This is a genomic window from Bradyrhizobium lupini, from assembly GCF_040939785.1.
In the GTDB taxonomy this organism is placed as follows: domain Bacteria; phylum Pseudomonadota; class Alphaproteobacteria; order Rhizobiales; family Xanthobacteraceae; genus Bradyrhizobium; species Bradyrhizobium canariense_D.
Genome location: NZ_CP162553.1, coordinates 3,639,610 through 3,660,605, shown reverse-complemented (window position 1 = coordinate 3,660,605; position 20,996 = coordinate 3,639,610). Strand labels below are relative to the sequence as shown.

The following is a 20,996-nucleotide window of genomic DNA, read 5'->3' as shown; positions in this document are numbered from 1 at the left end:
CTAGGATAAGCAAAAATCGGACCAACTTTTGGGATCGGTTCTTGCTTCATGGCGCTTTCGCAGAGATTAGAGTTCCGGCAATCGCAGTCGCTGGTCATGACGCCGCAGTTGATGCAGGCGATCAAGCTGCTGCAATTGTCCAATCTCGATCTCACGACCTTCGTCGAAGAGGAACTCGAGCGTAATCCCCTGCTGGAACGGGCCAATGACGAGCCGCCCGCGGGCGAGGGCCCGGCCGAGACCGGCCAGTTCAATGACAGCGACGGCGGCCACAACGACGAGCCGGGCGGCGGCCCGGGCGAAGCCTTCGAGCCCGGCCAGGAAGAGTGGATGAGCAAGGATCTCGGCACCCGCGCCGAGATCGAGCAGACCATGGACACCGGGCTGGACAACGTCTTCTCCGAGGAACCGGCCGAGGCGGCCGCGCGCAACGCCCAGGATGCGGCGCCGACCACCTACACCGAATGGGGCGGCGGCGCCTCCGGTGACGAGGACTACAATCTCGAAGCCTTTGTCGCCGCGGAGACCACGCTCGGCGACCATCTCGCCGAGCAGCTCTCGGTTGCCTTCACCGGGGCCGCGCAGCGCATGATCGGCCAGTATCTGATCGACCTCGTCGACGAAGCCGGCTATCTGCCGCCGGATCTCGGCCAGGCCGCCGAACGGCTGGGCGCATCGCAACAGGACGTCGAGAATGTTCTTGCCGTACTGCAGAAATTCGATCCGCCCGGCGTCTGCGCGCGCAATTTGAGCGAATGCCTGGCGATCCAGCTCCGCGAGCTCGACCGCTACGATCCCGCGATGCAGGCCCTGGTCGAGCATCTCGACCTCCTCGCCAAGCGCGACATCGGAGCCTTGCGCAAGGTCTGCGGCGTCGACGATGAGGACATCGCCGACATGATCGGCGAGATCCGCCGGCTCAATCCCAAGCCCGGCATGAAGTTCGGCACGGCCCGGCTCCAGACCATGGTGCCCGATGTCTATGTCCGCCCGGGACCCGATGGCGGCTGGCATGTCGAGCTCAACAGCGACACCTTGCCGCGCGTGCTGGTCAACCAGACCTACTATTCGCAGCTCTCGAAGAAGATCGGCAAGGACGGCGACAAATCGTATTTCACCGATGCGCTTCAGAACGCGACCTGGCTGGTGCGTGCGCTCGACCAGCGCGCCCGCACCATCCTGAAAGTCGCAACCGAAATCGTGCGCCAGCAGGACGGCTTCTTCACCCATGGTGTGGCGCATCTGCGACCGCTGAATCTGAAGGCCGTCGCCGACGCCATTCAGATGCATGAATCCACGGTGTCGCGCGTCACCGCCAACAAATACATGGCGACCAATCGCGGCACGTTTGAGCTGAAATATTTCTTCACGGCCTCGATTGCCTCGGCCGATGGCGGCGAGGCTCATTCGGCCGAAGCCGTGCGCCACCACATCAAGCAGCTGATCGATGCGGAGGCGCCCTCCGCGATCCTGTCCGACGACACCATCGTGGAACGCTTGCGCGGCTCGGGCATTGATATCGCCCGCCGCACGGTCGCGAAGTACCGCGAAGCCATGCGCATTCCTTCCTCGGTGCAACGCCGTCGCGACAAGCAGAGCGCTCTTGGTAACGTCGTCTCCACCGCCATGGCCGATCGCTCCCGCAATCCCGAACCGGCCTGATTGCGCCGGCGCGAAATCGCGCTACTCTCGATCTGCTATCGGGCCCAAATCCAGGCCAGGCACGAACCAAGTGAGGTTCACATGACTCTCCGCATCTCGGGAAAGAGCGTCAACGTCGGCGAGGCCCTGCGCGGCCGCGTCAACGACCGGACTGAAGAGGTCCTGCGCAAATATTTCGACGGCAATTACTCTGGTCACATCACGCTGAGCAAGGACGGCTTCGGCTTCCGCACCGACTGTGCGCTGCATCTTGATTCGGGAATCACGCTCGAGGCCGATTCCAACGCACCGGACGCCTATGCCAGTGCCGACCAGGCGCTGGTGATGATCGAGAAGCGGCTCAAGCGCTACAAGAGCCGGCTCAAGGATCGCTCCGCCCGCAAGGCCCATGTCGCCTCCGCGGCGCTGGCCGCGATGGATGCCACCAGCTACGTGCTGGAGGCACCGGGCGAGGGTGAGGATGAGGACGAGATCACCGGCTACAGCCCCGTCATCATCGCCGAGGCCACCACCTCGCTGAAGCCGCTGTCCGTGAGCGAAGCGGTCATGGAACTCGACCTCAGCGGGGCGCCCTGCCTGGTGTTTCAGCACGGCTCCTCCGGCCGGGTGAACATCATTTACCGCCGGGCCGACGGCAATGTCGGCTGGATAGACCCCCGGGGGTCAAGACGGACGGCAAGGTGGGTGGCAAGGCGTGAGGCCGTCGGGCGACGCTCTGGGGGCCCCGCGCCGGGGCCCCTTTCCGCCTTAACAATGACCGGGGCAAAGCTGCACGCGGGAGTTGGCACCGGGATTGCGTTGGAGTAGAAGCCCCCCACATCAGGGGCGAGCTAAGTCCGCCTCCTGCTTCATCTTCTTGACGTCGGCCCGCCCTGGTTCTTTGTCCAGGCTGGCCAATTCGGAACCTGACGTTTTCATTCACCTCGGAAAACTTCCATGCCGATTACCGATCTGGTCGCGCCCGAGGCGATTCTCCCGGCATTGAAGGTCAACAGCAAGAAGCAGGCGCTTCAGGAACTCGCGGCCAAGGCCGCCGAGTTGACCGGGCAGAACGAGCGTTCCGTGTTCGAGGTACTCCTGCAACGCGAGAAGCTCGGCACCACTGCGGTCGGCTACGGCGTCGCCATTCCCCACGGCAAGCTGCCCAAGCTGGAAAAGATCTTCGGCATGTTCGCCCGCCTCGATCGCCCGATCGATTTCGAATCGATGGACGGCCAGCCGGTCGATCTCGTCTTCCTGCTGCTCGCCCCCGAAGGCGCCGGTGCCGATCACCTCAAGGCGCTGGCCCGCATCGCCCGCCTGCTCCGCGACCAGGACATCGCCAAGAAGCTCCGCGCCTCGCGCGATGCTCAGGCGATCTATTCGGTGCTCGCGCTGCCGCCGGCGACCGCGGCGTAACTCCCCTCCTTCTTGCAGGATAAGGCCCGATCGATTCTGGCACCTGGATTGCGCGGCGCGCAGCAATCTCGTCATGCTCATCTTGATCTCGAAGGTAGAAGACGCGAATATCTTCCCGTTTGAGACGTAGGGCACAGGGGGCGGCCCTCACATCGTTAAGGGCCGTTCGCCGTTATGGACTGAGTGCACGTGACTGGGAATGGAAGGGCGCCGCTGCACGTCGGTGCCGGGGCGGAAGAGCGGCCCGCGGCCGTGCTTCAGGGTGGTCAGCTTGGCGCCGGACTGCATACCGCAGCGGACTCCGATGCATATGAAAGCGCGATCTGGAAAGCGCCAAGCGCCGGCGTGGAACGGCTGGCGAGAAACGTGATCCGCAGCTCGATCACCCTCAACGTGATCGCATCAATGGGTGTTCTTCACCCCGCATTACTACCTTCAGAGTGGAGCTATGTGCAGCAGGCGGTCGCGCTGCTGATGTGGATCGTCTCGATCTATGCCAGTGTCTTCGTACGGCCGCGGGTCCGGATCCAGCCCAATCCAGATCTCATCGCGTTGGTCACATTTTATGCCCTCGCGGCCGTTTCCGTTCTCTGGACCACGCTTTCCATCGCAGCGATCATGAAGAGCGTTGCACTTGTGGTGACGACTTTCGGTGCGTATTGCCTCATCACGCGTATCGACATCGACGAGATCGTCGGATCCACGGCGCTTGGGCTGTTCGTTCTGGTCGCCGCCTCGGCGTTGTGCGCCGTCTTCGTGCCCGAGATCGGCGTCGACCAGAGCTGGATGCACAACGGCCAGTGGCAAGGAATCTACGAATCGAAGCAGACGCTCGGCTTTCTAAGCGCATATCTGATGTTCTTTGCCTGTTATCAGAAGATCACGGGGCAGGGATGGATTGCATTCCTCGTGTCGCTTGTTCTGGCATCGACCTGCGTCATCGCCTCGGAGTCGCGTGGTGCCGGCGCTGTCGCATTCGCGGCAGGCGGGCTGCTCGTGACTTCCATGTGGTCGATCCGCTGCATGAAAATCTATGCGGTGTTGCCATTCATCATGTGCATCCTGGCCGCTCTGCTGATGCTGTATTTTTACGTGACGGGGTACGATTCCATCCATCTCGGCGAGGCGACCGTCGATTTGACCGAGCGGACCTTCATTTGGCAGTACGCCATCGGCCATTTCAACGATGCGCCGCTGCTGGGCTTCGGCATCAACGGATTCTGGACGCGCCCCGCGATCTACGACTATTTCAACCAGAATCATGGCTGGGTGCTCGACAATTATCATAGCGGTTACATCGCGGTCGCGATTGAAACTGGATTTCTGGGATATTTGCTGTTCGTCACGAGCGTTTATCTGTTCTCGGAAAAGGTCCTCTATTTGATCGCCACCCGGTCGATCGATCGGTATCACTGCGCGCTGATCATCGGCTTCGTCGTCCTGAGCTTTCAATCGAACTTCACGGAGACGATGTTTCTTCGCTCGACAATGTTCACGTCGGTGCTGCTCGTCGCATTCTCCTTCGCAGTGTGCAGGCCGGTGCCCCAGCAGGGGCCTGCAGCGATGACGGGGCAAACAGGATGAATGCCATCCGCGTCCGCTGGACGATAGCCTTTCGTCTTGTCTTGGCACTATCCGTGCTTCCGATCTGCTTCCGGACCGAGGCAGCCGGACAGGCCAACACGCCCCCTGCTCCAAAATTGGGGCGCGGCATCAACATCCTCGGCTACGACGGCATCTGGGAGGGAGGCCGAAACGCGCCATTTCGTCTGGACAACCTCACTGCGATCAGACGCGCCGGGTTCTCGCACGTTCGGATCAATTTCTTCGGCTTTAAATTCATGAATCCGGAGAAGGTAATGGATGAAGTCGTCTTGAGGCGGCTCGATGGCGTCATCGAGGAAGTGCTCGCCCGAAATCTCATCCCCATCCTGGACGAGCACGATACCCATGTTTGTCAGCGCGACATCTCCGAGTGCACAGACAAGCTGAAATCGTTCTGGACCCAAATCGCCGCGCGCTATGCCGGGAAATATCCAGCACTTGTCTTCGAGGTCCTCAACGAGCCGGGCGGGCAGATGTCGTCCACCGGCTGGAACGGCCTTCTGAACGAGTGCCTCAGCATCGTCCGCGCCACCAATCCCCGGCGGACGGTCATCGCTTCGGTTCTCAACGTCGACGAGATGCCGGTTGAGGACCTGGTCCTGCCGTCGGATGACCGGAATCTGATCGTCACGTTTCACTATTACGCGCCGATCCGTTTCACCCATCAGGGCGCACCGTGGTCGCCCACATTCTCGCGAATCGGCCCGGTCGACTGGGGTACCCCGGAGGATAAACAGAAGGCCCGCGCCGATTTCGAGAAGATTCGGTCCTGGTCCCAAAGAGAAAAGCGCCCGATCTATCTCGGCGAGTTCGGCGTGTACGAGGCCGCTCCAGCCGAAGCACGGACCAGATATCTGTCATTCGTGGCGCGGAGCGCAGAGCGGCTTGGCTGGGCTTGGGCCTATTGGCAGTTCGATCATGATTTCGCGGCCTTCGACAGCGCGCGTCAAGCCTGGAAGCCGGACATCCTGCGGGCACTGCTTCCGGCCGGGCGTTGAGGTGCATCCGGGACGCGAGCCATCGCCGCACACTGCCTCATTGCGAGCGAGCGAAGCAATCCAAAATCTTGCCACGGAAAGATTCTGGATCCCCCAAAGCAAACGGGCACGCCTTCCTGCGAAGGCATGCCCGCTTGAAACCCTATTCGTGCGACGCGCGCGTGCTCAGTGCACGCTCACCGCTTGCAGCTCGTTGCTCCAGGCGTTGGCGATTGCGGCTTCGCGGCTGTCGGTCAGCATGATCGGCGTGCCGTCGGCGGCGTGGAGCGCGAAGAGCTTGAGGCCCGGCGCGATCTTCGGCGCTTCGGGAAACAGGCCCGGCACATCCTCAGAGCGGATCTGCTTCACATAGGCGATATGGCCTTCGCCGAGGGTTGCCAGCGTCTCCGGCGAGACGTTCTTGGCTTCGTATTCGAACGCAACGTGACCTTCACTCATGGTCTCGACTCCTCTCTCGAAACTAAGCGGTCGAGTCCGCTACTCGTTCCATTATTCGTGCTCATTGATAGCGATTGTCTTAACGATCCTCTCCGGTTCCGGCCGGGCAAGATCGATCGCCAGCAATCCGTTCTTCAGATCCGCACCCAGCACCAGCATCCCCTCCGCCAGCACGAAAGTGCGCTGGAAGTGGCGCGCGGCGATGCCGCGATGGATGTATTGCCGGGTCTTGTCGTCCTGCTGCCGCCCGCGAATGACGAGCTGGTTTTCCTCAATGGTTACATCGAGTTGGTCGCGGGTGAATCCGGCGACCGCCAGCGTGATCCGCAGACGCTCGGGCTGGCCCTCCGACCGGTCGCACCTCTCGATATTGTAGGGAGGGTAACCGTCGGCGCCTTTGACGACCCGATCGAGCACGCGCTCGATCTCGTCGAAGCCCAGAAGGAAGGGACTGGAAAGCGTGGGAACACGAGACATAGTTTACAAAGTCCTCTCGAAGCGACTTTGGTGCATCAGGGCCCGTACAGGCACCCCTTGATCAGCAATATGGGCATATCCGCGTGTGGGTTCAAGGACGTAGCCGGGGCTGTGGACTGGCAGCTCACCCGCTCTGCCATGCACAAAAGCTGACTTGTCGCCATGGCGCGAAACGCCTGCCACAAGCCGGCCCGACGAAATTGCGGTGTGATTTTTCTCAACAAAAACAAACCCCCTTCTACTGTGCATGGGGTTGTTTTCGCGTTTTTTAATCGACGGCCCAGCGGAACCCGGTCAGGCCTCGATCCGCGTCCGCCCATCGCCGCTGAACAGATGCAGCTTTTGGCGCATTGCTGCGACGCGGATCTTCTCGCCGATCGGCGGCGCCTCTGAGCCGGGAATGCGGACGATGACCTCGCCGGGCGGCAGTTCGCCGGGGTTGGCGGCGATGCGCTGCTCGTCCTGGGCCCGCGTGCCGTAAACGAAGGTTTCGGCGCCGACGCGCTCGATCGCTTCCACGGTGAGCGGAAGGGCGACGCCGCCCGCCGGGGTCTGGTCGGTGATGACGAAATCCTCCGGGCGAATGCCGAGGATGCCGGCGTCGGTGCTGCCGAGCTGCGACTTGATCTCGTCGGCGCGAATCGACATCAGATTCATCGGTGGCGCGCCGATGAAGGAGGCGACGAAAGTCGTCGCCGGCTTCTCGTAGATCGCCAAGGGATTGCCGACCTGCTCGACCTGGCCGCCATTCATCACCACGAGAATGTCGGCGAGCGTCATCGCCTCGAGCTGGTCGTGGGTGACGTAGATCGACGTGGTGTTGAGCCGGCGCTGCAATTTGCGGATCTCGACCCGCATCGCGATGCGGAGTTTGGCGTCAAGATTGGAGAGCGGCTCGTCGAACAGGAACACCTTCGGCTGGCGCACGATGGCGCGGCCCATGGCGACGCGCTGGCGCTGGCCGCCGGAGAGCTGGCGCGGCTTGCGCTCCAGCATCGAGGTGAGCTCTAGCACGCGCGCGGCTTCGTCGACGCGGGTCTTGACCTCAGCCTCCTTCATGCCGCGGTTGCGCAGGCCGTAAGCCATGTTGTTGAAGACGCTCATATGCGGATAGAGCGCGTAGTTCTGGAACACCATCGCGATGTCGCGGTCGGCGGGCTCGATCTGGTTGACGATGCGGCCGCCGATGTCGATCTCGCCGCCGGTGACGGTTTCGAGGCCCGCGACCATGCGCAGCAATGTCGACTTGCCGCAGCCGGAGGGACCGACCAGCACGCAGAACTGGCCGTCGCCGACATCGACGTTGACGCCCTTGATGGCCTCGAAGCCGCCGGGATAAGTTTTGCGGACGTTGCGCAGGGTGACGTTAGCCATGGGATTTACTTTTCCGTCTCCACGAGTCCGCGCACGAACAATTTCTGCATCACGACGACGACGAACACCGGGGGCAGCATCGCGAGCACGGCGGTCGCCATCACGATCGGCCATTCGGTCAGCGCGTCGGTGGTGGTGATCATCTTGCGGATGCCGACCTGGATGGTCTGCATGTCGTCGCGGGTGGTGATCAGCAGCGGCCAGAGATATTGATTCCAGCCAAGGATGAAGAGGATCACGAACAGCGCCGCCATGTTGGTGCGCGACAGCGGCAGCAGCGTATCCCAGAAGAAGCGCAAGGGACCGGCGCCGTCGATGCGCGAGGCTTCCAGCAGCTCGTCCGGGACGGTCATGAAGAACTGGCGGAACAGCAGCGTCGCGGTGGCCGAGGCGATCAGCGGCAGTGACAGGCCCGCATAGCTGTCGAGCATGTGCAGATCTGCGACGATCTTGTAGGTCGGATAGATGCGCACCTCGACCGGCAGCATCAGCGTGATGAAGATGATCCAGAAGATCGGCATCCGGAAGGGAAAGCGGAAATAGACGATCGCATAGGCGGAGATGATCGAGATCGCGATCTTGCCGACCGCGATCAGCAGTGCCATCACCAGCGAGTTCAGCATCATGTTGCCGACGGGCTCGCGGGTCGATCCGCTCGTGCCGACGAAAATGGTCTGGTAGTAGACCTCGAAGAAATGACCGCCCGGCAGCAGCGACATCTGCCCGTTGGCGATCAGCGCGTTGTCCTGGGTCGAGGCGACGAACGCGATGTAGACCGGGAAGGCGACGACCGCGATCCCGATCCAGAGGATGATGTGGGCGATGTAGCGCCGGAAGCCCTCTTCCTCGACCATCAGTAGGTCACCTTGCGTTCGACGAAGCGGAACTGGATTCCGGTGAGCACGATGACCATGACCATCAGGATCACCGACTGCGCCGCCGAGCTGCCGAGATTGCCGCCGAGCAAGCCGTCGGAATAGACCTTGTAGACCAGCGTGACCGTCGACGTTCCGGGACCGCCGCGGGTCATCGTGTCGATGATGCCGAACGTGTCGAAGAAGGCGTAGACGATGTTGACCACTAGCAGGAAGAAGATGGTCGGCGACAGCAACGGGAAGGTCACGGTCCAGAACCGCCGCATCGGACGGGCGCCGTCGATCGCGGCGGCCTCGAACACGCTCTTTGGGATCGCTTGCAGGCCGGCGAGGAAGAACAGGAAATTATAGGAGATCTGCTTCCACGCGGCGGCGAGGATGATCAGCGCCGCGGCCTGGTCGCCGTCGAGCAGCGGATTCCAGTCGACGCCCATATTGCGCAGATAGCGCGAGAGCACGCCGAGCGAGGGATGCAGCATGAAGATCCAGAGCACGCCGACCACGGGCGGTGCCACCGCATAGGGCCAGATCAGGAGCGTGCGGTAGAGCATCGAGCCACGCAGCGGCTTGTCCGCCATCACGGCGAGCAGCAGCGCAAAGGACAGCGACGAGACGGCGATGGCGAACGAGAACAAGAAGGTCCGGACGATCGCCTCGAAATAGGCTGCGTCCTTGAACAGCTCGACGTAATTCTCGAACCAGACAAAGGTGGTCGACAGACCGAACGCATCCTGGAGCAGGAAGGACTGGATCACCGCCTGCAGGGCCGGCCAATAGAAGAAAATCAGGACGATCGCGAGCTGCGGCGCAACCAGCGCGTACGGTAACAGTCTTGACTGGAAGATGGCTTGCTTTTGCATGATGCCAGCAGAGCGGCAGGCCGGGTCGCGGCCTGCCGCTCATTGCCTCACTTGACGGCGGTCTTTTCGAACTGCCGCAGCATCGTGTTGCCGCGCTCGACGGCGGCATCGAGCGCCTGCTTGGCGGTCTTCTTGCCGGCCAGCGCCTGCTCAATCTCTTCCGACCAGACGTCACGCAGCTGCACCATGTTGCCGAGGCGCAGACCGCGCGAATTCTCGGTCGGCTCCTTGTTGGTCAGCTCGAGCAGCGGGGTCTCGAGATAGGGCTGATCCTTGTAGAAGCCTTCTTCCTTCGCCTTGGCGTAGGCCGCCTTGGTGATCGGCAGGTAGCCGGAGGCCTTGTGGATGTAGACCTGGCGATCGGTGTCGGAGAGGAAGGTCAGGAATTTCGCGACGCCCTTGTATTCCTCGGCCGACTTGCCGCCCATCACCCACAGCGAAGCGCCGCCGATGATCGAGTTCTGCGGTGCGCCTTTGACGTCGGGATAATACGGCATCGGCACGGCGGTGAAGTTGAACTTGGCCTGCGCCTTGACGTTGCCGAAGAAGGCCGACGAGGTCAGGTAGATCGGGCACTCGCCCGAAGTGAAGCGGCCTTCGCCGGTGTTGGTGCGGCCGGCGTAGTCATAGGTCTTGGTCTTCTGCAGCTCGACCAGGGTTTCGAGATGCTTGACCTGAAGCGGTCCGTTGAACTCGAGCACGGTGTCGAAGCCGTCGAGGCCGTTGGCCTTGCTGGCGAGCGGCACGTTGTGCCACGCCGAGAGCTGCTCGAGATTGACCCAGGTGATCCAGGAGCCCGAGAAGCCGCAGGTGTCATGACCGGCAGCCTTCAGCTTCTTGGCGGCCTCGAACGTTTCGGGCCAGGTCTTCGGGATCTCTACGTTCGCCTTCTTCAGCTCGTCGAGGTTCACCCACATCACGGTCGAGGACGAGTTGAAAGGGAAGGACAGCATCTCGCCCTTCGACGTCGAATAATAACCGGTGATGGCGGGCAGGTAGATCTTGGGGTCGAACTTCTCGCCGGCGTCGGCCATCAGCTTGTAGACGGGCTTCACGGCGCCGGTCGCGGCCATCATGGTCGCGGTGCCGACTTCGAACACCTGCATGATGTGCGGGGCGTTGCCGGCGCGGAACGCCGCGATGCCGGCGTTCATCGTATCGGGATAGTTGCCCTTGTAGGTCGGGATCACCTTGTAGTCGCTCTGCGACGCGTTGAAGTCGGTGGCGAGCTTGACGATGACGTCGTTGTTGGCGCCGGTCATCGCGTGCCACCACTGGATTTCGGTCACGGCCAAGGCCGGCGAGGCCGATAGTCCAACCGTGAGTGCAATAGCGGCAGCCGCTCCAAAATGTCGAAGAGCCATCAAGTAAACCTCCCTTGGGCCGTCAAAAATGATCGCTTGCGCTAGCAGCGCCATATGACGTTCACATGACTGTGTAAGCGGCCGAAACGAAAGCGGCAAGCGCTGGAAAAGGGAAGCCGTCAAATAGGCGAATGCCGCGCGCGCAGCGTCCTCCGTTCGCGGTGCACAGAGCGCCCGCACCGCACTGCGGCATTGCCGTGGGATGTGGAAGGCGAGGGCGCTAGCGCTTGCGCTCGGGGCCGCAGACAGTGCCCTGCTCGACCATCGCGTCGATCTCGGACCTGGAGTAGCCGAATTCGCCCAGGACCTCGGCGGCGTGCTCGCTGAATTTCGGCGGCAGGCGCCGCAGGCTCGGCTTGCTGCGGTCGAGCCGGATCGGCGACGCCACGCCTTTGTACCAATCCTTCTCGATAATATCGCCGCGCGCGATCGTGTGCGGGTTGGTCAATGCCTGGTCGATCTTCTGCACGGGGCCGGCGGGCAGGCCCGCGGCGAGCAGGCGATTGCACAGCGGCTCGGCCTCGTGCTGGCTGAACACGGCGGCAAGCTCGGCCCGCAGCGCCTCGCGATTGCCGATGCGATCCTTGTTGCGCGCAAAGCGCGGATCGGTGCCGAGCTCGGGCTTGCCGATCTCCTTGGCGAGCTTGCGGAAGGTGCCGTCATTGCCGACGCCGATGAAGATGTCGTCGGTCTTGGTCGGGAAGATCGCATAGGGCACGAGGTTGGGATGCTCGTTGCCGGTGAGCGACGGCGGCTTGCCATGCATGAAATAATTCGCGGTGTGCGGATGCATGATGGCGAGACCGGTCTCGTACAGCGTGGTCTCCAGGAACTGGCCCTGGCCCGAGCGCTGCCGCTCCGACAGCGCCATCAAGATGCCGATCGCCGCATAGAGGCCGGTGCCGATGTCGACCAGCGGCACGCCGATCCGCATCGGTCCGCTCTCGGGCGAGCCGGTCGCCGCGATCATGCCGGTCATGGCCTGGATGATGGCGTCATAGCCGGGATTGCCGCCGCGCGGGCCGTCGGCGCCGAAGCCGCAGATCCGGCAATGCACGAGGCGCGGAAATTTCTCGCGTAACACCTCGTTGCCGATGCCCCATTTCTCCAGCGTGCCCGGCTTGAAGTTCTCGATCAGGACGTCGGCGCTCTCCAGCATCTTGAGCAGCACGGTCCGGCCGCCCTCGGAGGCGAGGTCGAGGCCGATCGAGCGCTTGTTGCGGTTGATGCCGATGAAATAGGCCGCGTCTTCCTCGTGGAAGGGAGGGCCCCAGTCGCGTACCTCGTCGCCTGCGGGCGGCTCGACCTTGATCACGTCGGCGCCATGGTCGGCGAGGATCTGGGTGCAATAGGGGCCGCCGAGCACGCGCGTCAGATCGATGACGCGCAGGCCGCTCATTGCACCCATGGCAGCTCCAGAACTGGCGGCTTCAGTCATGCCTTCGCGTCCCCTGTGTCGATGTGATCACAGGCCTAACGAGGTTCGTCCGAGCCGGCAATGGCTTCGCGCGTAGGGCGTCATGCAGGCCGCTTGCCGCAATCCCGCGAGATGGCAAATAAAGGGAAGCGGCCGGCCCGGGGGTATCCCGGGCCAGCCGCTTCACCGAAACCGGTCAGACCACCGTCAGGCGGACGTCGACATTGCCGCGCGTCGCGTTGGAATACGGGCACACCTGGTGCGCCTTCTCGACCAGCGCCTCGGCTTCCGCGCGGGCGAGGCCTGGCAGCGAGACGGCAAGGTCGATGTCGAGACCGAAGCCGCCGGCCGCGCGTGGGCCGATGCCGACGGTCGAAGTCACGGAGGCGTCGGCCGGAACCTTGGGGCCGCCCTGCGAGGACACGAACTTCATCGCGCCGATGAAGCAGGCGGCATAGCCCGCAGCAAACAGCTGCTCGGGATTGTTGCCGGCGCCGCCTCCGCCGCCGAGCTCCTTCGGCGTGGTGAGCTTGACGTCGAGCGCGCCGTCGAGGGTCGCGGCATGGCCGTCGCGGCCGCCGGTGGCCTTTGCGCTGGTCTTGTAGAGGACGTTCACTGACATTTTTGTCTCCCTGTGTTTTCGGGGTGGGGGCGCCATCTTTATCGCAGGCAATTAGATTGCGCGCAATTGAAATTATAGCGTCTCACATTTAATTGTTCGCAATTGAATGTAGCGACGGCCGGCCCCAGAATGGAGCAAGTCCTGTGAGATTCTCGATGCCCCGGAAACATTCGGCAGCGGACGCGCCGCTGCGCCTCGACAACCAGATCTGCTTCGCGGTCTATTCCGCCGCGCATGCGTTCAACCGCGTCTACAAGCCGCTGCTGGACCGGCTCGGCCTGACCTATCCGCAATATCTGGTGATGCTGGTGCTGTGGGAGCGCGACGACGTGCCGGTCAAGAGCATCGGCGAAAAGCTGCACCTGGATTCGGGCACGCTGACACCGCTGCTCAAGCGGCTCGAGGCGGCCCACCTCGTCAAGCGCACGCGCTCGAGCGAGGACGAGCGTCAGGTGCTGATCGCGTTGACGCCGCAGGGCCAGGCCTTGAAGGACAAGGCGCGGGCCGTGCCGCAATCGATTCTGGCGGCATCGGACTGCTCGGTCTCGGAGCTTGTCGCGATGAAGGACGAGATTGTGGCGTTGCGCGATCGGTTGAATGCGGTGATCGGGGAGTAGGGTTAGAGGTGCGCTCTTAGGACAGCCGCTTCTTTGTGAAGGCTCGGCCGGAGTGAGACTTCAGGTAGGCTTCAAAAGCGAGCGCTTTGTGCTTGTCAGGGGAAGGCGCAGTACCAGATCAGCTTCCAAGGCTTGAACTTGGCAGTGTGGGTGGATTTGCCAGCATTGTGCTCTGGAAACCGGCGCTTCAGATCTTCCGTAGCCCCAACGTATTCCTGCTCGGGAAATTCGATGCTGCGGAGGATGTAGACGTACCACATTGACGATTATCGCCCGGGCAGCCGCTGCGTGGGAGTCTCACCAGTCCGTCTTCGCCCTTCGGGCTTCGCCGGACACCACGCTTCGCCCTTCGAGCTCCGCGCGGCTGCGCCACGCGTAGCCCGAAGGGCGAAGCGTGGTGGAGCCAGGCGGGATCGAACCGCCGACCTCTTGCATGCCATGCAAGCGCTCTCCCAGCTGAGCTATGGCCCCTTAACCGTCCGACGCGCCTTGGGCGACGCGTCGGGAAAGACCCAGAACCACAGTTCTGGAATTATCTCAAGTCTCTTCGTCACCGCCGACATCACCAATGATGTCGGTGACGTCCTCATCGCCTTCTTCGTCGTCGGCGATAAAGGTCGAATCATCGTCGTCATCGTCCTCGATAGTTTCATCGACTTCGATGTCGTCCTCGGATTCGGGCACGACGGCCTTGACCTTGCCGGTGTTCTCCTCGGCATCGGCCTCCTCGAGCGAGACCTCCTCGACCTCCGCCGGCTCTGGCGTGGCGTCGGCGGCAGCGGCTGCGTGACGGGCTTCGGCACCGCGGGGTGCGCGAGCCGGCGCGATGGGCGCGATCGGCACGACTTCACCGGTATAGGGCGAGATCACCGGATTCTTGTTGAGGTCATAGAACTTTTTGCCCGTGGTCGGGCAAATACGTTTAGTTCCGAGTTCGGACTTGGCCACGGCAGAGGAATCCTGGAAATGTCTGAAAAGCGGTGCTTCACTTGGCTAGTTGGCGGCCCGCTGTCAATAGCGCATTGCGGGAGAACGACATGCCCGTGACGGCGGGGAGACCATGTGGTACCTGCCCCGCGAGTCCCACAGGGACGTTTCGGGCCTACCCAAGGACACAAACTTGACCGATTCCGACAAGCCGACGCCGCTCCAGTCGCGCGCCAGCGGTCCCCTGACCGGGAAAGTAAGGGTGCCCGGAGACAAGTCGATCTCCCACCGTGCCCTCATCCTCGGCGCGCTCGCGGTCGGAGAGACGCGGATTTCGGGCCTCCTGGAGGGCGAGGACGTCCTTAACACCGCCAAATCCATGCAGGCGCTCGGCGCCGGGGTCGAGCGTACCGGAGATTTCGCCTGGAAGGTGAACGGCGTGGGTGTCGCAGGCTTCGCGGAGCCCAAAGCGCCGCTGGATTTCGGCAACTCCGGCACCGGCTGCCGGCTCGTCATGGGCGCCGTCGCCGGCTGTCCGATCTCCGCGGTTTTCGACGGCGATGCCTCACTGCGCAGCCGGCCCATGCGCCGGATCCTGGATCCCCTGGAAAAGATGGGCGCGAAGGTCGTCTCCGGCGGCGCGGGCGGCCGTCTGCCGCTGACCGTCCAGGGTGCGCGCGATCCGCTGCCGATCACCTACAAGACGCCTGTGGCCTCGGCCCAGATCAAATCCGCCGTGCTGCTCGCGGGCCTGGCCGCGCCGGGCGCCACGACCGTCATCGAGACCGAGGCCAGTCGCGACCACACCGAACTGATGCTCAAGCATTTCGGCGCCGAGATCACCTCAGTGCAAGAAGGTCAGCACGGCCGCCGTATCACGCTCGTGGGGCAGCCGGAGCTGCATGGCGCCAATGTCGTCGTGCCCGCCGATCCCTCGTCGGCGGCGTTCCCTATCGTTGCTGCGCTGATCGTCGAAGGCTCCGAAATCGTCCTGTCCGACGTCATGACCAATCCGCTGCGCACCGGTCTTTTCACCACGCTGCGCGAAATGGGTGCCTCGATCGAGGAAAGCGAAGTTCGTGGCGACGCTGGCGAGCCGATGGCAAAGCTGCGGGTACGCGCCTCGAAATTGCGCGGTGTCGAGGTGCCGCCGGAGCGTGCACCGTCGATGATCGACGAATATCTGGTGCTGGCGGTGGCGGCCGCCTTTGCCGAGGGCACGACCATCATGCGCGGCCTCCAGGAGCTGCGCGTGAAGGAATCCGACCGTTTGGAGGCCACCGCCGCCATGCTCCGCGTCAACGGTGTCAAGGTCGAGGTCTGCGGCGACGATTTGATCGTCGAAGGCCGCGGCCACGTTCCCGGCGGCGGCGTGGTGGCCACCCACATGGATCATCGCATCGCGATGTCCGCGCTGGTGATGGGCTGCGCCTCCGATCAGCCGGTAACCGTCGATGACACCGCCTTCATCGCCACCAGTTTTCCGGATTTCATCCCGATGATGCGTTCGCTTGGGGCCGATTTTTCATGATCATTGCCATCGACGGGCCCGCGGCGTCGGGCAAGGGCACCCTCGGCAAGCGCCTTGCCCACCATTACGGCTACCGTCACCTTGATACCGGCGTGATCTATCGCGCGGTGGCCTATTCCCTGATGCAGTCCGGTCATGATCTCCGGGACGAGGCGGCGGCGGTCGCTGCGGCGCTGGAACTCGATCCCGAAAAGTTCGGCAATCCCGCCCTGAAGACCCAGAAGGCCGGCGAGGGCGCCTCGATCGTCTCGGCGATCCCCAAGGTGCGCGAGGCCCTCATCAACTTTCAGCGGCAATTCGCCGCCGATCCGCCCGGCGCCGTGCTCGATGGGCGCGATATTGGAACCGTGATCTGCCCCCATGCCGACGTGAAGATCTTCGTCGTCGCCGACCCCAAGGTCCGTGCCCGCCGCCGGACCATGGAGGCCAAGGCGCGGGGCGAGGAGGCGGACGAGGCGGCCGTGCTCGCCGATATCATCCAGCGCGACGAGCGCGACAAGAACCGGGCGATCGCCCCCCTGAAGCCGGCTCCGGATGCTTACTTGCTAGATAACTCCCAACTGGATATAGAAGGCGGCGTCCGGGCCGCCATCGACATTATCGAGGCCGTCCGAGCGGGCCGGTCGCGGGGTTAAGCCGCTGCCGTCATTGGAGGAAGCGCCCGCTCCCGCTCTTTGAGGTCGATACTCTCGGTCCCTGCTCGGGGCCGACGCGATCCAGGTTCCGGACAAAAGATTTCCACGTATCGAACGCGCGGGCCTCAGCCGGCCCGCTTCCGCTGTTCCGCCCTCCAGGTCGGAGCAGCGAGCGGTCGCTCGAAGGTTCTGCGGACCTTCCGACACTGCGCGTACGGTGCGCCCAAGAACCCAACGGCCGGCATGACATCCGCAACTGGAGAACAAATGGCTTCGACTTCTGCTGATACCTATAGCCCGTCGCGCGACGATTTCGCCGCGATGCTCGACGAGTCCTTCGCAGGCGGCAACCTGCAGGAAAGCTCAGTCATCAAGGGCAAGGTTGTTGCAATCGAAAAGGACATGGCCGTCATCGACGTCGGCCTGAAGACGGAGGGCCGCGTTGCCCTGCGCGAATTTTCCGGCCCCGGCCGTGACAGCGAGCTCAAGGTCGGCGACGAGGTGGAAGTGTTCCTCGATCGGATCGAGAACGCCCTCGGCGAAGCCGTGCTGTCGCGTGACAAGGCGCGCCGCGAAGAGAGCTGGGGCAAGCTCGAGAAGGCCTTCCAGAACAACGAGAAGGTCAACGGCGTCATCTTCAACCAGGTCAAGGGCGGCTTCACCGTCGACCTCGACGGTGCCGTGGCCTTCCTGCCGCGTTCGCAGGTCGACATCCGTCCGATCCGCGACGTTGCGCCGCTGATGAACAACTCGCAGCCGTTCCAGATCCTCAAGATGGACCGCCGCCGCGGCAACATCGTCGTGTCCCGCCGCACGGTTCTCGAAGAGACCCGCGCCGAGCAGCGTCAGGAGCTGGTGCAGAACCTCGAAGAGGGTCAGGTCATCGACGGCGTGGTCAAGAACATCACCGATTACGGTGCGTTCGTTGATCTCGGCGGCATCGACGGTCTGCTGCACGTCACCGACATCGCGTGGCGCCGCGTCAACCACCCGACCGAGGTGCTCTCGATCGGCCAGACCGTGAAGGTCAAGATCATCAAGATCAACCACGAGACGCACCGCATCTCGCTGGGCATGAAGCAGCTGTTGGACGATCCGTGGCAGGGCATCGAAGCCAAGTACCCGCTGGGTGCCCGCTTCACCGGTCGCGTCACCAACATCACCGACTACGGCGCGTTCGTCGAGCTCGAGCCGGGCATCGAAGGCCTGATCCACGTCTCCGAGATGTCGTGGACCAAGAAGAACATGCACCCCGGCAAGATCGTTTCGACCTCGCAGGAAGTCGAAGTGCAGGTGCTGGAAGTCGATTCCGTCAAGCGCCGCATCTCGCTCGGCCTCAAGCAGACCATGCGCAACCCGTGGGAGGTCTTCGTCGAAGGTCACCCGACCGGTTCGACGGTCGAGGGCGAGGTCAAGAACAAGACCGAATTCGGTTTGTTCCTGGGCCTCGAGGGCGACGTCGACGGCATGGTCCATCTCTCCGACCTCGACTGGAAGCAGCCGGGCGAGCAGGTGATCGACAACTACAAGAAGGGCGACATGGTGAAGGCCGTGGTGCTCGATGTGGACGTCGAGAAGGAGCGCATTTCTCTTGGAATCAAACAGCTTGAAGGCGACCCCTTCGCCGAGCCGGGCGATGTCAAGAAGGGCGCGGTCGTGACCTGCGAAGTGATCGAAGTGAAGGAGAGCGGCATCGAGGTGAAGATCACCGGTACCGACTTCACCACGTTCGTGAAGCGCTCGGAGCTCGCTCGTGACCGCAACGATCAGCGCGCCGAACGCTTCGCCGTCGGCGAGAAGGTCGATGCCCGCGTGATCCAGTTCGACAAGAAGGCCCGCAAGGTCCAGGTGTCGATCAAGGCGCTCGAAGTCGCCGAAGAGAAGGAAGCCATCGCGCAGTACGGCTCTTCCGATTCGGGAGCAACGCTCGGCGACATCCTCGGCACCGCGCTCAAGAACCGCGACACCAAGTAAGCGAAACGCAGGTTTCACTGCATCAAAGCCCCGGCGCGAGCCGGGGCTTTTTTGTAGTGAGGTCGTCGCCCGGATGGGGCGAAGTGAAATCCGGGAAAGCCTCTCCGTGAGGCGAGAACCCCGGATTACGCTTGCGCTCCATCCGGGCTACGCGGCAGCCGGCCTTGTTTTCTTCTAATTGCGCCGCAATTGATGTATCCAGATAAGCCAATGGCGACGCTGCGACGGCACAACGCGCCTGGCCTTTCATTTGGAGATATTGAGATGTCACTCGATTCGGACATCATCGTCGATCGCCGCAGGATCCGCCGCAAGCTGACGTTCTGGCGCGTATTGGCCGCGCTGATCGCGATCGCGGCGATCGCAGGCTTCGCGCTGGTCGCGACGCCTGGTGCGCGCGGCACGTTCGCGTCCGCCGGCTCGATCGCGCGGGTCCAGATCGAGGGCCTGATCCGCAGCGATTCCGATCGCACCCAGGCGCTCGAGCGGCTGGAGAATTCGCAGGCCGCCGGCGTCATCGTTCACATCAATTCGCCGGGCGGCACCACCGCCGGCTCCGAGCAGCTCTATGATTCGCTTGTACGGTTGAAGGCAAAGAAGCCGCTCGTTGTCGTCGTCGAAGGCCTCGCCGCCTCCGGCGGCTACATCACCGCGATCGCCAGCGATCACATCATCGCCCAGCAGAGCTCGCTGGTCGGCTCGATCGGCGTGCTGTTCCAGTTTCCGAACGTCTCGGAGCTGTTGAAGACCGTCGGCGTCAAGGTCGAGGAGGTAAAGTCCACGCCGCTGAAGGCCGCGCCCAACGGTTTCGAGCCAACCAGCCCTGAGGCACGGGCGGCGCTCGATGCGTTGGTGAAGGATTCCTATGCCTGGTTCAAGGGATTGGTGAAGGAACGGCGTGGCATGGATGACACGCAGCTCGAGAAAGTGGTTGATGGCCGTGTCTTCACCGGACGCCAGGCCATCGATCTCAAGCTGATCGATCAGATCGGCGACGAGAAGACCGCCGTGACCTGGCTGGTCGAGCAGAAGGGCGTCAAGAAGGGGCTCTCCGTGCGCGATTACAAGCTGCAGCCGCGCTTCAGCGATCTGCCGTTCCTCAAGACGGCGGCCGCAGTAACGCTGGAAGCACTGGGTTTAGGCTCGATTGCGCATCAAATCGGACAAACCGGCGTCGCACAGGCGGTCGATCGGCTCGGAATGGATGGAATGCTCGCCTTGTGGCAGCCGGCGGCGTCGAACTGACCGGAACCGGGCGAGCCACAGAGGTTTTTCCCGTTCGGCGCGTGTAGGTCCAGCCCGCTTTTTCGGCATTTGTCACGTGTTTTCACGACGCTCAACCCTCATTTAGCGTCTTGACAGATCACGGTATTTTCACGGAAATGGTCGTCCGCACGCTCCCGGGTCCTATCTCTCGATGATCAAATCCGAACTTGTTCAGCGTATCGCCGAGCACAACCCGCATCTGTACCAGCGGGATGTCGAGAACATTGTGAATGCGATTCTCGAAGAGATCGTAGCGGCTCTCGCGCGCGGTGATCGCGTCGAGTTGCGCGGCTTCGGTGCCTTCTCGGTCAAGCATCGCCCTGCGCGCGCAGGGCGCAATCCGCGCACCGGCGCCCATGTGCCTGTCGATCAGAAGAGCGTTCCGTTCTTCAAGACCGGCAAGGAAATGCGCGAACGGCTGAATCGCGACCATCCGGATCCAGGCGCGCCAGACTGAGGTCCACCTCAGGGTTTCCCGCGGTCGCCAGTGATGCGGCCGCAACCTTGATTCAAGGCGAGCGAGCCGAGATGCGAAAATTCCTGAGCGCGCTGGTCGTGATTCCGCTGGGCCTGGTCCTGATGGTCTTTGCCGTCGCCAACCGGCATTTCGTCACGGTCTCGTTCGATCCCTTCGTTTCCAACGACCCGTCATTCTCGGCAACGCTGCCGCTGTTCCTGCTCCTGATCGTGGTGGCTGCGCTCGGGGTCCTCGTGGGCGGGTGTGCCGTCTGGTTCGGCCAGCGGCACTGGCGGCGTGCGGCGCGCCGGCATGACGCGGATGCCCGGGCCGCGCGAGGCGAGCTGGCTGATCTGCGGGCCCAGTCTGCCGCAGCAAGGCCTGAGTCCCAGCGCCTCCCCGTTCCCTCCGGTGTGGGGCTTTACGGGCCCGTCGGGCGAGACAAGCAGCGCGCGACGTTGTAGAAGCGGCCGCAACCGAAAAGCCCGTTTTCCGGCCG

The 20,996-nt window shown here is 63.0% G+C and carries 20 protein-coding genes, 1 tRNA gene and 2 pseudogenes; 12 read left to right on the top strand and 11 right to left on the bottom strand.

The annotated features are described in order from the left end of the window. Window positions 1-48 precede the first annotated feature (48 nt). The 5 genes and pseudogenes from rpoN (at window position 49) to AB3L03_RS17180 (ending at window position 5,663) form a co-directional block, all read left to right on the top strand. A complete protein-coding gene (rpoN, locus tag AB3L03_RS17200) occupies window positions 49-1,662 on the top strand; it encodes an RNA polymerase factor sigma-54 (protein ID WP_085349908.1) in 1,614 nt (537 codons plus the stop codon). Window positions 1,663-1,743: 81 nt separating this feature from the next. Next, window positions 1,744-2,319 (top strand): annotated as a pseudogene (gene raiA / locus AB3L03_RS17195) (ribosome-associated translation inhibitor RaiA); the annotation flags it as partial. Window positions 2,320-2,598: 279 nt separating this feature from the next. Next, window positions 2,599-3,060 carry a PTS IIA-like nitrogen regulatory protein PtsN gene (ptsN, locus tag AB3L03_RS17190; RefSeq protein WP_018455745.1) on the top strand — a complete coding sequence of 154 codons (462 nt, stop codon included), beginning with the start codon at window positions 2,599-2,601 and terminating at the stop codon, window positions 3,058-3,060. 450 nt (window positions 3,061-3,510) lie between these two features. Then, window positions 3,511-4,644, top strand: a complete 1,134-nt coding sequence (locus AB3L03_RS17185) for an O-antigen ligase family protein (protein WP_368509055.1) — start codon at window positions 3,511-3,513, stop codon at window positions 4,642-4,644. Continuing rightward, window positions 4,641-5,663, top strand: a complete 1,023-nt coding sequence (locus tag AB3L03_RS17180; protein WP_368508946.1) for a glycoside hydrolase family 5 protein — start codon at window positions 4,641-4,643, stop codon at window positions 5,661-5,663. Before AB3L03_RS17185 ends, AB3L03_RS17180 begins: the two co-directional genes overlap by 4 nt. A gap of 165 nt (window positions 5,664-5,828) precedes the next feature. Here the strand turns inward: AB3L03_RS17180 and AB3L03_RS17175 are convergent, their stop codons facing one another. The 8 genes from AB3L03_RS17175 to AB3L03_RS17140 all read right to left on the bottom strand — a co-directional run bounded on the left by AB3L03_RS17175 (window position 5,829) and on the right by AB3L03_RS17140 (window position 13,090). Continuing rightward, window positions 5,829-6,101 carry a DUF1150 domain-containing protein gene (locus AB3L03_RS17175; protein WP_007598581.1) on the bottom strand — a complete coding sequence of 91 codons (273 nt, stop codon included), beginning with the start codon at window positions 6,099-6,101 and terminating at the stop codon, window positions 5,829-5,831. A 51-nt stretch (window positions 6,102-6,152) separates the two neighbouring features. Next, window positions 6,153-6,578 carry an Hsp20 family protein gene (locus tag AB3L03_RS17170; protein WP_007598583.1) on the bottom strand — a complete coding sequence of 142 codons (426 nt, stop codon included), beginning with the start codon at window positions 6,576-6,578 and terminating at the stop codon, window positions 6,153-6,155. Between the two features lie 294 nt (window positions 6,579-6,872). Beyond that, on the bottom strand, window positions 6,873-7,952 hold the full coding sequence (locus AB3L03_RS17165; RefSeq protein WP_204513026.1) for a sn-glycerol-3-phosphate import ATP-binding protein UgpC: 1,080 nt from the start codon (window positions 7,950-7,952) through the stop codon (window positions 6,873-6,875). Between the two features lie 5 nt (window positions 7,953-7,957). Beyond that, the gene (gene ugpE / locus AB3L03_RS17160; protein WP_027514732.1) at window positions 7,958-8,806 is read right to left on the bottom strand and encodes a sn-glycerol-3-phosphate ABC transporter permease UgpE; all 849 of its coding nucleotides are present in this window, start codon (window positions 8,804-8,806) and stop codon (window positions 7,958-7,960) included. Next, entirely contained in the window at window positions 8,806-9,687 is an 882-nt protein-coding gene (gene ugpA, locus AB3L03_RS17155) for a sn-glycerol-3-phosphate ABC transporter permease UgpA (protein ID WP_018455751.1), read from the bottom strand. The genes ugpE and ugpA overlap by 1 nt, the downstream gene beginning before the upstream one ends. 47 nt (window positions 9,688-9,734) lie before the next feature. Beyond that, entirely contained in the window at window positions 9,735-11,051 is a 1,317-nt protein-coding gene (gene ugpB / locus AB3L03_RS17150; RefSeq protein WP_026233019.1) for a sn-glycerol-3-phosphate ABC transporter substrate-binding protein UgpB, read from the bottom strand. 220 nt (window positions 11,052-11,271) lie between these two features. Next, window positions 11,272-12,489, bottom strand: a complete 1,218-nt coding sequence (locus AB3L03_RS17145; protein WP_026233020.1) for a CaiB/BaiF CoA-transferase family protein — start codon at window positions 12,487-12,489, stop codon at window positions 11,272-11,274. A gap of 175 nt (window positions 12,490-12,664) precedes the next feature. Further along, on the bottom strand, window positions 12,665-13,090 hold the full coding sequence (locus AB3L03_RS17140) for an organic hydroperoxide resistance protein (RefSeq protein WP_007598424.1): 426 nt from the start codon (window positions 13,088-13,090) through the stop codon (window positions 12,665-12,667). Between the two features lie 155 nt (window positions 13,091-13,245). On the opposite strand from AB3L03_RS17140, the gene AB3L03_RS17135 reads away from it, so the two are divergent. Further along, window positions 13,246-13,707 carry a MarR family winged helix-turn-helix transcriptional regulator gene (locus tag AB3L03_RS17135; RefSeq protein WP_018455754.1) on the top strand — a complete coding sequence of 154 codons (462 nt, stop codon included), beginning with the start codon at window positions 13,246-13,248 and terminating at the stop codon, window positions 13,705-13,707. Window positions 13,708-13,723: 16 nt separating this feature from the next. On the opposite strand, the pseudogene AB3L03_RS17130 reads toward AB3L03_RS17135, so the two are convergent. From AB3L03_RS17130 to AB3L03_RS17120, 3 genes and pseudogenes are all read right to left on the bottom strand, one after another. After that, a pseudogene (locus AB3L03_RS17130) lies at window positions 13,724-13,967 on the bottom strand (GIY-YIG nuclease family protein). 135 nt (window positions 13,968-14,102) lie between these two features. Continuing rightward, window positions 14,103-14,178: transfer RNA gene (locus tag AB3L03_RS17125), tRNA-Ala, on the bottom strand. 66 nt (window positions 14,179-14,244) lie between these two features. Next, window positions 14,245-14,655, bottom strand: coding sequence for a TIGR02300 family protein (locus AB3L03_RS17120; protein WP_007598417.1), 411 nt, complete (start codon window positions 14,653-14,655; stop codon window positions 14,245-14,247). 172 nt (window positions 14,656-14,827) lie between these two features. On the opposite strand from AB3L03_RS17120, the gene aroA reads away from it, so the two are divergent. The 6 genes from aroA (at window position 14,828) to AB3L03_RS17090 (ending at window position 20,961) form a co-directional block, all read left to right on the top strand. Next, the gene (aroA, locus tag AB3L03_RS17115; protein WP_018455757.1) at window positions 14,828-16,165 is read left to right on the top strand and encodes a 3-phosphoshikimate 1-carboxyvinyltransferase; all 1,338 of its coding nucleotides are present in this window, start codon (window positions 14,828-14,830) and stop codon (window positions 16,163-16,165) included. Then, a complete protein-coding gene (cmk, locus tag AB3L03_RS17110; RefSeq protein ID WP_018455758.1) occupies window positions 16,162-16,800 on the top strand; it encodes a (d)CMP kinase in 639 nt (212 codons plus the stop codon). The genes aroA and cmk overlap by 4 nt, the downstream gene beginning before the upstream one ends. 267 nt (window positions 16,801-17,067) lie before the next feature. After that, entirely contained in the window at window positions 17,068-18,774 is a 1,707-nt protein-coding gene (gene rpsA / locus AB3L03_RS17105) for a 30S ribosomal protein S1 (RefSeq protein WP_027566167.1), read from the top strand. 264 nt (window positions 18,775-19,038) lie between these two features. Then, the gene (gene sppA / locus AB3L03_RS17100; RefSeq protein ID WP_368508945.1) at window positions 19,039-20,019 is read left to right on the top strand and encodes a signal peptide peptidase SppA; all 981 of its coding nucleotides are present in this window, start codon (window positions 19,039-19,041) and stop codon (window positions 20,017-20,019) included. A 172-nt stretch (window positions 20,020-20,191) separates the two neighbouring features. Beyond that, on the top strand, window positions 20,192-20,497 hold the full coding sequence (locus AB3L03_RS17095; protein ID WP_007598410.1) for an integration host factor subunit beta: 306 nt from the start codon (window positions 20,192-20,194) through the stop codon (window positions 20,495-20,497). A 71-nt stretch (window positions 20,498-20,568) separates the two neighbouring features. Beyond that, a complete protein-coding gene (locus tag AB3L03_RS17090; protein WP_204513028.1) occupies window positions 20,569-20,961 on the top strand; it encodes a lipopolysaccharide assembly protein LapA domain-containing protein in 393 nt (130 codons plus the stop codon). Window positions 20,962-20,996: the final 35 nt, after the last annotated feature.

Coding starts and splice junctions, on each gene's coding strand:
- AB3L03_RS17095 (WP_007598410.1), top strand. CDS start 20,192: ATGATCAAATCCGAACTTGTTCAGCGTATCGCCGAGCACAACCCGCAT.
- ugpE (WP_027514732.1), bottom strand. CDS start 8,806: ATGGTCGAGGAAGAGGGCTTCCGGCGCTACATCGCCCACATCATCCTC.
- AB3L03_RS17135 (WP_018455754.1), top strand. CDS start 13,246: ATGCCCCGGAAACATTCGGCAGCGGACGCGCCGCTGCGCCTCGACAAC.
- AB3L03_RS17165 (WP_204513026.1), bottom strand. CDS start 7,952: ATGGCTAACGTCACCCTGCGCAACGTCCGCAAAACTTATCCCGGCGGC.
- cmk (WP_018455758.1), top strand. CDS start 16,162: ATGATCATTGCCATCGACGGGCCCGCGGCGTCGGGCAAGGGCACCCTC.
- AB3L03_RS17090 (WP_204513028.1), top strand. CDS start 20,569: ATGCGAAAATTCCTGAGCGCGCTGGTCGTGATTCCGCTGGGCCTGGTC.
- AB3L03_RS17145 (WP_026233020.1), bottom strand. CDS start 12,489: ATGACTGAAGCCGCCAGTTCTGGAGCTGCCATGGGTGCAATGAGCGGC.
- AB3L03_RS17180 (WP_368508946.1), top strand. CDS start 4,641: ATGAATGCCATCCGCGTCCGCTGGACGATAGCCTTTCGTCTTGTCTTG.
- rpoN (WP_085349908.1), top strand. CDS start 49: ATGGCGCTTTCGCAGAGATTAGAGTTCCGGCAATCGCAGTCGCTGGTC.
- ugpB (WP_026233019.1), bottom strand. CDS start 11,051: ATGGCTCTTCGACATTTTGGAGCGGCTGCCGCTATTGCACTCACGGTT.
- AB3L03_RS17175 (WP_007598581.1), bottom strand. CDS start 6,101: ATGAGTGAAGGTCACGTTGCGTTCGAATACGAAGCCAAGAACGTCTCG.
- ptsN (WP_018455745.1), top strand. CDS start 2,599: ATGCCGATTACCGATCTGGTCGCGCCCGAGGCGATTCTCCCGGCATTG.
- AB3L03_RS17170 (WP_007598583.1), bottom strand. CDS start 6,578: ATGTCTCGTGTTCCCACGCTTTCCAGTCCCTTCCTTCTGGGCTTCGAC.
- ugpA (WP_018455751.1), bottom strand. CDS start 9,687: ATGCAAAAGCAAGCCATCTTCCAGTCAAGACTGTTACCGTACGCGCTG.
- sppA (WP_368508945.1), top strand. CDS start 19,039: ATGTCACTCGATTCGGACATCATCGTCGATCGCCGCAGGATCCGCCGC.
- rpsA (WP_027566167.1), top strand. CDS start 17,068: ATGGCTTCGACTTCTGCTGATACCTATAGCCCGTCGCGCGACGATTTC.
- AB3L03_RS17140 (WP_007598424.1), bottom strand. CDS start 13,090: ATGTCAGTGAACGTCCTCTACAAGACCAGCGCAAAGGCCACCGGCGGC.